This window comes from Algoriphagus boseongensis (assembly GCF_004362805.1).
In the GTDB taxonomy this organism is placed as follows: Bacteria; Bacteroidota; Bacteroidia; order Cytophagales; family Cyclobacteriaceae; genus Algoriphagus; species Algoriphagus boseongensis.
In genome coordinates this window covers 227023-241139 of sequence record NZ_SNYF01000008.1, presented here as the reverse complement: position 1 = coordinate 241139, position 14117 = coordinate 227023, and the positions used below count along the sequence as shown (strand labels likewise).

Below are 14117 nucleotides of genomic sequence, written 5' to 3'. Positions count from 1 at the left end.
TTTAATAAGCGCATCGATGAGTGTACTAGTAAATAAAAATTCTAAGGTAATCGTCCAAGGATTTACCGGTTCGGAAGGTTCGTTTCACGCCCAACAAATGATAGAGTATGGAACCAATGTAGTTGGAGGTGTGACTCCAGGAAAAGGTGGCTCCACGCATTTGGAAAGACCCGTGTTTAATTCAGTGGAAGAGGCCGTTCAGAATACTGGTGCCGATACTTCCATCATTTTTGTTCCACCGGCTTTTGCAGCGGATGCAATCATGGAAGCTGCTGATGCGGGAATTAAGGTGATTATCGCTATCACAGAAGGCATTCCGGTAGCAGATATGATGAAAGCCAAGCCTTATATCAAAGAAAGAGGTTGTGTTTTGATCGGACCAAACTGCCCAGGCGTAATCACTCCGGGTGAAGCCAAAGTCGGAATCATGCCAGGATTTGTGTTCAAATCAGGTAGAATTGGCATCGTTTCCAAGTCAGGAACCTTGACTTACGAAGCAGCTGATCAGGTTGCTAAGGCAGGATTGGGAGTTTCTACTGCTATTGGTATCGGAGGAGATCCTATCATTGGAACTTCCACCAAGCAAGCTGTAGAAATGTTGATGAATGATCCTGAAACTGATGCAATCGTCATGATCGGTGAAATCGGTGGAAACTACGAAGCAGAAGCTGCAAAGTGGATCAGAGCAAATGGAAACAAGAAGCCAGTCGTAGGATTCATCGCTGGACAAACAGCACCTCCAGGTAGAAGAATGGGCCATGCCGGTGCAATCATCGGTGGAGCTGACGATACCGCTGCTGCTAAAATGAGAATCATGAGAGAAAATGGAATCCACGTGGTAGAATCTCCAGCCGAAATCGGTGCTACTATGGCAAAAGCTCTTGGAGTGAACGCTTAAGTTTATCCCATAGGAGATCATTATCTAAAATCAATACAAACCGCTCCGAAAATAATTTCGGAGCGGTTTTTTTTTAGTCTTTTTCACTTTTGATTTTGTATTTTCAATCTATGCAGCAATCAGCTATTCACTTTTCGGATCAGTTTTACTCCAAAAAAATCAAAGACCTTCAGGTAAGGAGTATTCGGATAGCTCACCCGAATTCAAGTGTAGGTGATTGCGCAAGACAAATGGCTGCTGAGCAAGTGAGCTGTTTATTTATAGGTGAGGATCAAAATCACATCATCGGCTACATCACAGACCTGACTTTAAGGGACAAGGTTCTCGCAAAAGGACTTTCTCCTGATATTTCTGTAGATCAGATCCATGAAACTGAGTTAATTTCTATCGATCCTGAATCATCCTTGGTAGAAGCACTTTTATTGATGTTTCGAACTAAAGCCAGATACCTTTTGGTAAAAGGAAATGAGGGGTATACCGGTTGGGTGAGCCGTACCAAAATCCTTACCGAGCAGAGCCAAGGACCTTTTATGTTTATCCAATCCGTAAAAGAAGCTCGGCATATAGCTGAATTGCAGGACAAGTGGGTTCGCATGCCGGAATTGATCCACCTCCTGATCAGCCGTGGAATGAAAGCCGCTAATGTGAATCAAATCATCACCACTGTAGCTGATACCATCACTCAACGAGTAATTGAGCGGGTAATCAAAGAACTCGGTCCTACTCCTGCAAAGTTTGTTTTCATTGTTTTTGGAAGCGAAGGAAGGGGAGAATTAACGCTCAAAACAGATCAGGACAATGCCATAATCTATGAAGACAAAGCCAATGAGCACCGGGAAGAAGTTCGGGCTTACTTTTTGGATTTTGCCACCCGTGTTTCCACTGCCTTAAATCAAATTGGAATTGATTTTTGTGAAGGAGAATTGATGGCTATGAATCCTAAATGGACTCATTCTCTTTCTCATTGGAAAAGAAACTATGACACTTGGGTCTCGGATGCTTCCCAAGAGACCGCCATGAATTATTCCACATTTTTTGACTGCCGGGCGATCTTTGGTGAGCTTTCACTTTTGGATGAGCTCAAATCGCACATGGCAGACCTGATGGAGAGGGCTCCAGAGCGGTTTTTTGTCAGTCTTGGTCACAATGCACTTCAATATGAGCCTCCCCTGACTTTTTTTAAAAGGATCAAAACCGAGGAAATTGATGGGGAAAAGCAAATCAACCTGAAAAAAACGATGCGTCCGATTGTGGACTTGGCTCGAGTTTATGCTTTGAAGCATAGTATTTTGGAAACAGGAACAATTCAGCGGATTCAGCTTTTAGAATCCAAGGGGATTTTTACCCGAAAAGAGGTGCAAGAGCTCACCCATGCTTTTGAATATTTAATGAATCTTAGATTAGAGAGTCAGGCTCTTTCCATTTTGGAAAAAGGAAATAAGCCAAAAAATTATCTTCTAGTCAGTGATCTCACCAAAGTTCAGCAAGTAACCTTGGTGGAAATCTTTAAAGTTATTGAAGAATTCCAGGCAAGGATCCGGATTTCCTTTACCCGAACACTATAATTTCTCTGTTCTTTAGATACTTTTTAAAAATTTTTATAAAAGTTGTTTTTTATTAAATAAACTTTTTTAATTTTGTTTCAATTTATAAATTGAAGTTTCTCGGGCTAAACCCGGAATTTATTTCTGCTAAAAATGAGGACTCAATACATTGTTTGGAAAACAAGGAATTGAACTCTTGAAAAATCGGAAATCAAAACCTTAACAATAAATCTTATACCCTAACCTGTCTGTTCATTATGCTCAGCAAGTATCCCCTCTCCGAAGTTGAAAAGGCCTTCCTCACAGAATCTGGAGTAGAAAAAATCTCGACCCTGATTCCTTACTTGATGGTCGATAACTTTCCAAAACTAGGTCTCCTGACAGCTTGCCGATTTTTAGAATGGGCAGCCGCCAATCCTGAGGGAGTAATAAGCCTTCCAACAGGAAAAACTCCAGAGTTTTTTATCAAATGGACTCAGTATTTATTGGAAAACTGGGATAGCAAGAAAGGAAAAGAAATTCGTGAAAAATATGGCTTGGGAACTACCAAAAAGCCTGTCCTTAAGGACTTGACCTTTGTGCAAATCGATGAGTTTTATCCTATTTCCTCCAAGCAGCACAACAGCTTTTTTGACTATGTCAATAAGTTCTATTTACAGGGATTTGGGCTTTCTAAAGAAAAAGCCATCCTGATCAATTCGGACGAAATTCCTTTGGCAGAAGGGAAGCATTTCAGTGAGATATTCCCAGACCTAAAAGTAGACCTTTCCCTAAGATTCCGTGAACCAGTCAATGACTTAGAGAAGCTCCAACAAACCTCGATCTATATGATCGATCAGTGGTGCGGGGAGTATGAGCAAAAAATCAGAGACAAAGGTGGAATCGGATTTTTCTTGGGAGGAATCGGACCAGATGGTCATATTGCCTTCAACACCCGCGGTTCTCACCTTTATTCAGTAACCCGATTGACTGAAACCAACTTTGAAACCCAGGCGGTTGCTGCAGGTGACTTGGGCGGGATTGAAGTCTCGGCCAACAGATTGGTAATCACCATAGGTTTGGATACCATAGTTTACAATAAAGATGCGGTGGGAATCATCATTGCAGCCGGTGAAGCCAAGGCAGGAATTGTAAAAGATTCTTTGGAAACTCCAATGAATAATGTCTATCCTGCCACTGTTCTCCAAAAATTAAAGAATGGCCGATTCTACCTCACCAAAGGAGCCGCGGTAAAATTGACCGATTCCATGGACTCCTATTATCAAAAGGGGGAATGGACCTTCGAGAAGACAGAAAGAGCGGTCATTGAACTTTGCAAGAAATTAAACAAGTATGGTCACCGCGTCAAATTGGCTGACCTCAAGGCTGACAAATACACTAAGCTGATCCCGGATTTATCGGAAGAAACGGTCAGTCAAGTAATGAAAAACATTGAATCCAAGCTAACAAAAGGTCTGGAGCAAGAGAGCAATGAGGTGCTACTTCACACTGGACCTCACCATGACGATATTTCCTTGGGGATTCTTCCTCATATTACCAACCAGCTCCACGAGCCAAGTAATAAAGCTCATTTTTCGGTTTTGACTTCTGGATTCACCGCGGTAACCAACACCTTTGTAATTGATACCTTAATCTACACCCGAAAATTATTGGATGAGGGAAAAATCCAAATGGTCAATTATGAGGACTTCTTTGAAATTGGTTACAGCCTTAAGACCGACAAAGATGTCTATCATTTCTTAACAAATGTAGCCTCGGAAAATGCAGATGCCCGAAAGAGAGGGCTTTCTCACCGAGTGATCCGAGCTTTGGTGATTATCTGGGGAATAAAAAACAAATCTCAGCTAAGAGAAACCATCAACGATGTGATCAGCATTTTGAGAAATTCCTATGATGGGGAAAAGAACCCATCCAAAATCCAAAAACTTAAAGGCATGATCCGGGAGTTTGAGGAGGAATTGGTTTGGGCGCATTTTGGAGTACAGGTGAAAAATGTACACCACCTTAGATTGGGCTTCTACACTGGAGATATTTTCACCGAGCAACCGGATAAAACCAGAGATGTGGAACCAATTGTGGAAATGTTCCGCAAAATCAAACCTACAAAGATTAGCTTGACGCTCGATCCGGAGGGTTCTGGTCCTGACACTCACTACAAAGTCTTGCAGGCTACTGCAGCTGCAGTCAAAAAATGGGGAGAAGAACATGATACCAGCAAACTGAGAATCATCGGCTATCGAAATGTTTGGTTCAAATTTGAACCACATGAGGCTAATGTCATCGTGCCAGTATCCTTAGGAGACATGTCCGTGATGGAGGATTCCTTTGCCAATTGCTACCTAAGCCAGGTCAATGCTTCCTTCCCGAGCTATTCCCATAATGGAAAGTTCAGTACCGTTGCAAAACGAACTTGGGTGGGTCAGCTAAATGACATCCAGCTTTTGTTAGGGAAAAACTACTTCTACCTACATGAAAGAGCAAAAGTTCGAGCCAGCCATGGTTTGATCTTCTTTAGAGATATGAGTGTGGATGAGTTCTTGGCCACAGCAAGGGAATTGGAAAAGTCCATAGAAGGAATGCTTTAATACATACCCACAAACCTATGTTAGAAAGCTGCCGGAATTACCGGCCGCTTTCTATTTTAAAACCATATTATAACCCAAAATAACCCAGAGCCTATGCAAAAGGCCATTTTAGGATTGGATATAGGAGGCACCGGGATTAAAGGCGGTGTGTTAGTGAATGGACATTTGGAAGACATCCGATCTATTCCTACCCCAGCCCATGAATCACAGGAATACATACTCCAAACCATTGCAGATTTTATCCATACCTATGAATACCATGAATTGATAGGAATTGGAATCGGAATTCCCGGACTGGTAGATACCAAACAGGGAATTGTTTTGGGTTTGTCAAACATACCCTCTTTCCAGCATGTGGAATTGAAAAAGTATCTGACTACAAAATTCCAAAAGCCGGTCTTTATCAATAACGATGCAAACTGCTTTGCCATTGGAGTCCATAAATATGGAGTCGGCAAACCATTCAAAAATCTGGTTGGAATTACTTTAGGAACCGGAACCGGAGGGGGAATTGTAATCAATGGCCATCTGTACTCAGGCTCATTTTCAGCTGCAGGAGAATGGTGTAGCGCTCCCTATCTGGACCATAATTACGAATACTATTGCAGTGGGAAGTTTTTTCAAAACTTTTACCATAGCAAACCAAAGGCCCTTGCAAAACTGGCTTTGACCGGTGATGCAGAAGCCCAAAAAGCATTTGATGAATTTGGGCATCACTTGGGAGAATTATTGAAAACTATTCTCTACGCCTTGGCACCGGAAGCAATAATCCTTGGTGGATCCATCCGGAAGACTTTCCCTTTATTCAAAAAGTCCATGTACGAAACCTTGCAGACTTTTTCTTATCCCACAGTTTTAGAAAATCTAAAAATTCTTATTTCTGAATTGGATGAAACAGCCATTCACGGTGCTGTGGCCTTGGTAGACACCGAGGAAATTAAAGTCGAAGCATAGAAAAAAATTAAAAGTTGGTTTAGTAAGTCAAAAAGAGCGGTTCCCCAGGATCCGCTTTTTTTATGCATTTCTAGAAGGAAAACCACAGGACCTTTTATTTTTGGAGGAAATCTACAAATCCCAATCCCTTGAAACGCCTCGCCATCCTTGCCTCCGGCAGCGGCAGCAATGCCGAAAAAATAATGGAGCACTTCCAAAATTCCTCCAAAGGGGAAATTGCCCTTGTGGCCTCCAATAAGTCAGATGCTTTTGTCCTCGAGCGAGCCAAGAAATTCGGAGTTCCGACCTTTACTTTTTCCAGAAAAGAAATGGAAGCGGGAGTCTTGCTTTCCAAACTTCAGGAGGAAAAAATCGATTGGGTGATATTGGCGGGTTTTTTACTCAAAATTCCAGATGAACTGATTCGGGCTTTTCCCAATCGAATGGTTAATATCCACCCTGCACTACTTCCAAAATATGGAGGAAAAGGCATGTATGGCATGCATGTGCATGAGGCCGTAAAAGCTGGTGGAGATACAGAAACCGGAATCACCATTCACTTGGTCAATGAGCATTACGACGAGGGAAAAATCATTTTTCAGGCAGCTACCTCCCTCAGTGCTGAAGACACTCCGGAAACCATTGCCCAAAAAGTACATGCTTTGGAACATCGCTATTTCCCAGAGGTAATTGACAGTTTGTTAGGATGATGGAAGTCCGATGTAGGATGTGGGAAGACCGAAGACCGAAGAGCGAAGTCAGAAGAAACAAGAAGACCGTGATCTGATCGAGGTCGGTACTAGGTAAATCATAAATCGTAAATACCGGATACGGAGGTTTGGAATAGTTTTAAAATTAAACAAACACATGATGCAAACCAGCAACTGCGTCTTTATTGCCACGAGCTTGGATGGGTATATAGCAGATTCAGAAGGAAAAATCGACTTTCTGGACACCTTTCCGGAAATCAACCAAATCGATTCCGGGTATTATTCCTTTACTGCTGGGATCGATGCTTTGGTCATGGGAAGAACCACTTTCGAGACTGTTTGTGGATTTGATATAGACTGGCCTTATCAAAAACCAGTTTTCGTCCTAAGTAATACCTTAAATGAAATTCCAGAAAAGTACCAAGGGAAGGCTGAATTGGTAAAAGGAAATCTCAGAGAAGTCCTAGCCTATATCCATGGAAAAGGGCTTGGACGATTGTATATCGATGGCGGTAAAACTATCCAAAGCTTTCTTCAGGAGGATTTGATTGACGAGATGGTGGTGACGGTTATTCCAGTTTTGTTGGGAGGAGGCTTTCCTTTATTTGGAAAGCTGAATCAGAAATTGATTTTTGAATGCAAAAAGACAACTCTCTTCGTTGATAAAATCGTCCAGAATCATTTTTTAAGGAAAAGAGATTAGGCAAAAGCTTATAGATATTTTCTCAAAAAGACCAGAAAGACCAAGTCAATCAGCGGCTAATCTGTCATTTTACCCTTCCCCTTCCGGTCTTTTTTCCTACCTTTGCACCTTCTCGAAATTCTCACCTTTCCATCTAAAAAATGGCTGTCAAAAAAATACAATCTGCGCTTATATCAGTCTTTTACAAGGACAATCTTGAACCTATTATCGCTCTTTTGAAAAAGCACGGAGTGAAAATTTATTCCACTGGAGGCACTCAAAAATTCATTGAAGAACAAGGTGCCGAAGTCATCCCAGTGGAAGAATTAACTTCTTATCCGTCCATTTTCGGAGGTCGGGTAAAAACCCTCCATCCTAAAGTTTTTGGAGGGATCCTTTACCGAAGAGAAAATGAGGGTGATGTAAGCCAAGCTGCCGAATATGATATTCCTGCGATTGATTTGGTGATTGTGGATTTGTATCCTTTTGAGGAAACCGTAGCCTCTGGAGCTTCCGAAGCGGATATCATCGAGAAAATTGACATCGGAGGAATCTCCCTGATCCGAGCTGCTGCTAAGAATTTCAAGGACGTAATCATCGTTGCTTCCAAAGATCAATACGGAGAACTCGAAGCTAAATTGGAAGCTCAAGATGGCGGAACAACCCTTGAAGACAGAAGATATTTTGCGGCTCAAGCCTTCCAAGTGTCTTCCAATTACGACACCCATATTTTCAACTATTTCAACAGAAGTGAAAATATTCCGGCTTTGAAAGTTTCAGAGAACCAAGCCAAAGCACTTCGCTACGGAGAAAATCCTCATCAGGCAGCGCATTTCTACGGAAATCTGGACGATCTTTTTGATCAGCTCAATGGCAAGGAACTTTCCTATAATAACCTGGTCGACGTAGATGCCGCAGTGAATTTAATTGCTGAATTCCCGGAACAGACTGCTTTTGCCATCCTTAAACATACCAACGCCTGCGGTTGTGCGACTGCAAGTACAGTAAAAGAGGCTTATCAAAAAGCTTTCGCAGCAGACACAACTTCTGCATTTGGAGGTGTTTTGGTGACCAATCAAACTGTAGACAAAGCTGCTGCTGAAGAAATGAATTCCCTTTTCTTCGAGGTTTTGATTGCTCCTGAATTCACTGAGGAGGCTTTGACTGTTTTAAAAGGAAAGAAAAACAGAATCCTACTTCGCCAGAAAATGGCTTTGCCAGGAACTAAAATGATCAAAACCCTTTTGAACGGGGTAATCGAACAAGACAAAGATTTGGCTACAGAAAGCAAAGCTGATTTCAAAGTAGTAACCAAAGTGGCCCCATCTGAAAAAGAATTAGACGCTTTAGTTTTTGCAGCCAAAGTCTGCAAGCACACCAAATCCAATACAATCGTTTTGAGCAACGATTCTCAACTGTTTGCCTCAGGCGTAGGCCAGACTTCCAGAGTTGACGCACTTCGTCAGGCGATCACCAAAGCCGGAGAATTTGGCTTTGATTTGAAGGGTGCTGTGATGGCTTCTGATGCCTTCTTCCCTTTCCCAGACTGCGTGGAGATCGCTCATCAGGCTGGAATTACCGCGGTAGTACAGCCTGGAGGATCCATTAAAGATCAAGACAGCATTGATTTCTGTGATGCTCATGGAATGTCCATGGTGATGACAGGAGTTAGACATTTCAAGCATTGATTTGAAGTATCAAGTAGCTAGATTTTAGTATCAAGACCTCTGGTTCCATGGAATCGGAGGTCTTTTGTATTTCAGGTATTTCAAATTTGATTATCCAAAAATTACCGGCATTATCGTTTATTTTGCCCCCAGTTTAGAACTGTGGTTCTCTAATCTCGTATTTCGTAATTCGTATTTCGTACTTTTGAAGACTTATGAAGTCACATCAACTCAAGCTATACAATACCCTTTCAAGGGAAAAAGAAGAGTTTGCACCAATCAATCCGCCCTTTGTGGGCATGTATGTCTGCGGACCAACCGTGTACGGAGATGCCCATTTAGGTCATGGCAGACCAGCAGTAACCTTTGATACGGTAAATCGCTACCTAACCCATTTAGGCTATCGAGTTCGCTATGTTCGCAACATCACAGATGTGGGTCACTTGACTGGAGATGCTGACGAGGGCGAGGACAAAATCGCCAAAAAAGCCAAATTGGAACAGCTTGAACCTATGGAGGTCGCCCAGCAATATACGGACACTTACCATCGGGACATGGCTCTTTTAAACACATGGAAACCAAGTATTGAACCTCGTGCAACTGGCCATATTCCTGAGCAAATTGCTTTGGTAGAAGCCATTCTAAAGGAAGGTTTGGCTTATGAAGTAAACGGCTCGGTATATTTTGACGTCCTGAAATACAATCAGGAATACCAATATGGAAAGCTCTCAGGTCGTGTTTTGGATGACTTGGTAAGCGGAACTAGAGATCTAGACGGCCAAGGTGAAAAGCGCAATTCTGTGGATTTCGCACTTTGGAAAAATGCTGCGCCGGAGCATCTGATGAAATGGGATTCTCCTTGGGGAGTGGGTTTCCCGGGCTGGCACCTGGAGTGTACTGCTATGAGTTCCAAGTATCTCGGAACCCAATTCGACATTCACGGAGGCGGAATGGACCTGATGTTCCCTCATCACGAATGTGAAATTGCCCAGGGAAATGCCTGCAATCATAAGGATCCAGCCAAATACTGGATGCACAACAACATGATTACCATCAATGGGCAAAAGATGGGTAAGTCCTTGGGGAATTTTATTACCCTGCAGGAATTATTCACCGGAAATCATAAGCTTTTAGAACAAGCTTACAGCCCGATGACCATTCGATATTTCATGTTGACGGCTCATTACCGTTCTACATTGGACTTTTCCAATGAAGCGCTAAAAGCTGCACAAAAAGGCTACAAAAAGATTATCAATGGTCTCCGAATAGCCCGATTGCTGGAATATACTCCAAACACCGAAGTTGCTTTGGATGAAGCCCAAATCAAGCAAGTCGAAAGTAGCATCACTGCAGCCTACCGAGCTATGGATGATGATTTCAATACTGCTCAGGCTATTGGTCATCTATTTAATCTGTTGAAGAAAATCAATTCCATATTCACCGGACAACTTTCATCAGCAGCCTTGGGTGAGGAAGTTTTTACCAAGTTGAAGGAAACATTCATCACTTTCGTGGTGGATATTTTGGGTTTGATTGAGGAGAAGAGTGATGTACAGGACTCCATGATTGAGCTTTTATTGAAGCTATATTCAGAAGCGAAAACAGCCCGAGACTACGCCAAGGTGGATGAAATCAGAGCAGGACTTAAGGCTATGGGCTTTGTAGTCAAAGACATGAAAGAAAAAATTGATTGGGCGTATGAAGAATAGAAAAATCTGGCTTCTGGCTCTATTAATTGGGTTTTGGGCCTGTTCTGGAGAAAAAACCACAGAGACTCAGATTCCCGAAGTAGTTGTCAAGCCCTACCCAAGCTTCAACGCAGATTCGGCATATGCCTTTGTTCAAAAGCAAGTTGATTTTGGTCCAAGAATTCCTGGAACCTCAGGTCATTCGAATACCAAGGCTTGGATTATCCAAAAAATAGAAGCGTATGGAATGAGCGTTCAAACCCAAGATTTTCAGGCAAAAACCTACGATGGATTGACTTGGAATTTGACCAATATTATCGCCTCCTATAATCCTCAGGCAACCAAAAGAATTCTACTTGCGGCACACTGGGATTCCAGAAGAATTGCTGATAAAGACACAGAGCGCATGAATGAGCCAATCGACGGGGCTAATGATGGGGCTTCAGGTGTAGGCGTTTTGTTGGAAATTGCCAGAACTATTGCTGCTCAAGGATTAAAACCGGAAGTCGGGATTGACTTTATTTTCTTTGACGGAGAAGATGATGGGGAACCAGAGCAAGCCAGCATGCGAAACAACTCCCAAATCTGGTGGTGCCATGGCTCACAGTATTGGTCCAAAAACAAACATATTCCGAATTATTCGGCTTACTATGGAATATTGGTGGATTTGGTTGGAGGAAAAAATGCCAGATTTTACCGGGAAGGATATTCCAGACAATTTGCCGGCGAGATTTTATCCAAAGTTTGGGGAAATGCAGCTCAACTGGGCCATTCTGGATTTTTTATTCAGCAGGATGCTCCAGAAATCTTGGACGACCATGCCTTTGTCAACGAATGGGCTAAAATCCCGATGATTGACATTATCGAATTTTCTCCTGACTATGGTTTTGGCCATTACCACCATACCCATCAGGACAATATGGAGTTGATTGATTCCCGAACCTTGAAGGCTGTCGGCGAAACGGTTTTGTTCACAGTTTACCAAGAATAGGGTTTTTTCTAAAAATCTTTGCTTTATTCGCAATTGCAGACGTTTGCAGGGTAAGAATTAAGAAAGCACTAACATGAAAAAGGGGCATCAGATTACGATGAAGGAAATCGCCAAAAAACTTGGTGTGTCGGTTTCCACCATTTCTAGGGCATTGAAAGATTCCCCGGAATTGCACCCTGAGACCAAGCGCAAAATCGTGGAAGCGGCAAAGGAGATGAATTACCAGCCAAATCTTTTGGCTCAAAGTCTCCGGATTTCCCGCTCAAAAACATTAGGAGTGATCGTTCCTGAAATCACTTCCCATTTTTTCGCTTCCTGTATCAGTGGCATTCAGGATACTGCCAACAAGCGTGGCTACAATGTGATGATTTGCCAAAGCAATGAATCTATAGAGCAGGAAAAAGCCAACATCCGAACCCTTGTTTCTTCCCAAGTGGATGGTTTGTTGATTTCCCTCAGCAGGGAGACCAACCAATTTGACCACTTGTATGACCTTTATAGCCGGGAAATCAACTTCGTTTTATTTGACCGGGTTCAGGAAGATATCCCAGTTTCCAAGGTGACTTTCAATGATGCGGGCGGAGCTTATCAGGTTGTCAAACATTTGTTGGAAAATGGTTCTAGAAGAATCGTCTACGTCTCAGGGCCCGAAGACCTTTACATTTCAAAGAAAAGAAAAGAGGGATATCTAAGAGCATTGGCCGAATTTGGAGTTCATCAGGACAATTCCTTGATCAAAATCACAGACCTTACCGAGGAAGGAAATATCAAGATCGCCAGAGATATCGTTTCCATGAGACCCAGACCCGATGCAGTTTTTTGCATGATAGATCCAGTGGCGGTGGATGTTCTGACTGAGTGGAAGACCCTTGGGATAAAAGTTCCTGAAGACATGGCTTTGGCTGGATTTACCAATAATCCGACCTCCGCAGTGGTGGAACCTCCTTTGACTACCGTATCCCAACCAGGTTATGAAATGGGCAAACTAGCAGTTAGCCACCTTTTGGATCAATTGGACGGAATTGCTTCAGAAGATCCTATCTCCATTGTTTTGGAAACTACTTTGGTTCCAAGGAAATCCTCCCAGCACTTCGAAGTGAAAAAATAGTGAGTTATTGAGTGAATAGTTATTTTGGTACAGGTGAGATACCCATTCATTTGTTCTACCGATAACTTCCAACCCATTTTCCAATAACCCTATCCTCCATCCCATGATCTCCCAACTTACCGAGGTATTTCAATCTTATTTTGAGACCATTCCCCTCGTTGCATTTGCTCCGGGGAGAATAAACCTGATTGGAGAACATACAGATTACCAAGAGGGATTTGTTTTTCCTGCTGCAGTCAAGCAAGGGATTTGGGTTGGGATTCAAAAAAATAGCTCCAAAACTTGCAGACTTTACTCCATGGATTTTGATCAGGAGTATAGTTTTGACTTGGGTTTTCTCTCTCCCAAAAATGGACATTGGGCAACCTATGTCATGGGCATGGTAGCCTTGCTCAAGCAATCGGGCTATGAAGTATCCGGATTCGACATGGTCATCGGAGGAAATATTCCGGTTGGAGCAGGATTATCTTCGTCAGCAGCATTATCCGTCGCCATCGGAACAGCTATTTCCAGACTTTTTGATTTTAAAATCCCCAAAAAGAATATCGTTCTCTACGCTCAAAAATCGGAACATCTCTACGCAGGGGTAAAATGCGGAATCATGGATCCCTATACCTCTGCTTTCGGAGTGGAAGGCAAAGCTCTATTATTAGATTGCCGCAGCAATACTCATCAAGAAATTGCCGCCGATTTTGGGGATTATGCGTTGGTTTTGGTCAATACCAAAGTCAAACACAGTTTGGCAGACACAGCCTACAATAAAAGAAGAGAAGCTTGCGAAGAAAGTGTACGAATTCTGCTGAATGAATTCCCGGAAATCAAAACTCTCAGAGATCTTTCACTTGCTGATTTGAAAAAAGTAGAAGGATTCTTACCCAAAGAACTTTACCCCAAAGCCAAACATGAAATCACTGAATGTGATCGAGTTCATCAAGCGGCAAGAGCATTACAGGCAAAGGATTTAGCGAAATTTGGCAGGCTGCTCAATTTATCCCATAAAAGCTTGAGTGAAGACTATGAAGTCAGCTGCCCTGAATTAGATTTTCTGGCAGAAACTGCTCAAGCCATGCATTCAGTTTTAGGCTCCAGAATGATGGGAGGAGGCTTTGGAGGCTGTACCATTAATCTGGTTAAAGAGTCCGAACTTGATATTTTCAAAGACACTCTTCGGAAAGGGTATGAAACCTCCTTTGGCAAAACTCCTGACTTTATCCTTGTTGAAATAGGAGAAGGAGCCAGAATAATTTCCTGAAAGTAAACCACAAAAAAGGCCAGTCAGAGTTAACCTGACTGGCCTTAATTTTTTACAAC

General features: G+C 42.5%; 11 protein-coding genes. All 11 read left to right on the top strand.

Translation table 11 applies throughout. The features are described from left to right. Positions 1-16: 16 nt before the first annotated feature. The 11 genes from sucD to galK all read left to right on the top strand — a co-directional run bounded on the left by sucD (position 17) and on the right by galK (position 14058). On the top strand, positions 17-898 hold the full coding sequence (sucD, locus tag DFQ04_RS14870) for a succinate--CoA ligase subunit alpha (RefSeq protein ID WP_133557265.1): 882 nt from the start codon (positions 17-19) through the stop codon (positions 896-898). Between the two features lie 110 nt (positions 899-1008). Next, entirely contained in the window at positions 1009-2463 is a 1455-nt protein-coding gene (locus DFQ04_RS14865; RefSeq protein WP_133557263.1) for a DUF294 nucleotidyltransferase-like domain-containing protein, read from the top strand. A 236-nt stretch (positions 2464-2699) separates the two neighbouring features. Further along, positions 2700-5027 (top strand): PIG-L family deacetylase, encoded by a 2328-nt coding sequence (locus DFQ04_RS14860; RefSeq protein WP_133557260.1) that lies wholly within the window; start codon positions 2700-2702, stop codon positions 5025-5027. Positions 5028-5120: 93 nt separating this feature from the next. Then, positions 5121-5981: an ROK family protein gene (locus DFQ04_RS14855; protein WP_133557258.1), complete on the top strand. Its 861-nt coding sequence runs from the start codon at positions 5121-5123 to the stop codon at positions 5979-5981. A gap of 128 nt (positions 5982-6109) precedes the next feature. Continuing rightward, positions 6110-6670 (top strand): phosphoribosylglycinamide formyltransferase, encoded by a 561-nt coding sequence (purN, locus tag DFQ04_RS14850; protein WP_133557256.1) that lies wholly within the window; start codon positions 6110-6112, stop codon positions 6668-6670. Positions 6671-6827: 157 nt separating this feature from the next. Further along, positions 6828-7373, top strand: coding sequence for a dihydrofolate reductase family protein (locus tag DFQ04_RS14845; protein ID WP_243739695.1), 546 nt, complete (start codon positions 6828-6830; stop codon positions 7371-7373). 140 nt (positions 7374-7513) lie between these two features. Further along, on the top strand, positions 7514-9040 hold the full coding sequence (purH, locus tag DFQ04_RS14840; protein WP_133557254.1) for a bifunctional phosphoribosylaminoimidazolecarboxamide formyltransferase/IMP cyclohydrolase: 1527 nt from the start codon (positions 7514-7516) through the stop codon (positions 9038-9040). A 194-nt stretch (positions 9041-9234) separates the two neighbouring features. Continuing rightward, positions 9235-10728 carry a cysteine--tRNA ligase gene (gene cysS / locus DFQ04_RS14835; protein ID WP_133557252.1) on the top strand — a complete coding sequence of 498 codons (1494 nt, stop codon included), beginning with the start codon at positions 9235-9237 and terminating at the stop codon, positions 10726-10728. Further along, the gene (locus DFQ04_RS14830) at positions 10718-11698 is read left to right on the top strand and encodes a M28 family peptidase (RefSeq protein ID WP_133557250.1); all 981 of its coding nucleotides are present in this window, start codon (positions 10718-10720) and stop codon (positions 11696-11698) included. Before cysS ends, DFQ04_RS14830 begins: the two co-directional genes overlap by 11 nt. 73 nt (positions 11699-11771) lie before the next feature. Beyond that, positions 11772-12806 (top strand): LacI family DNA-binding transcriptional regulator, encoded by a 1035-nt coding sequence (locus tag DFQ04_RS14825; protein WP_133557248.1) that lies wholly within the window; start codon positions 11772-11774, stop codon positions 12804-12806. A 103-nt stretch (positions 12807-12909) separates the two neighbouring features. Then, positions 12910-14058: a galactokinase gene (galK, locus tag DFQ04_RS14820; protein ID WP_133557246.1), complete on the top strand. Its 1149-nt coding sequence runs from the start codon at positions 12910-12912 to the stop codon at positions 14056-14058. Positions 14059-14117 lie beyond the last annotated feature (59 nt).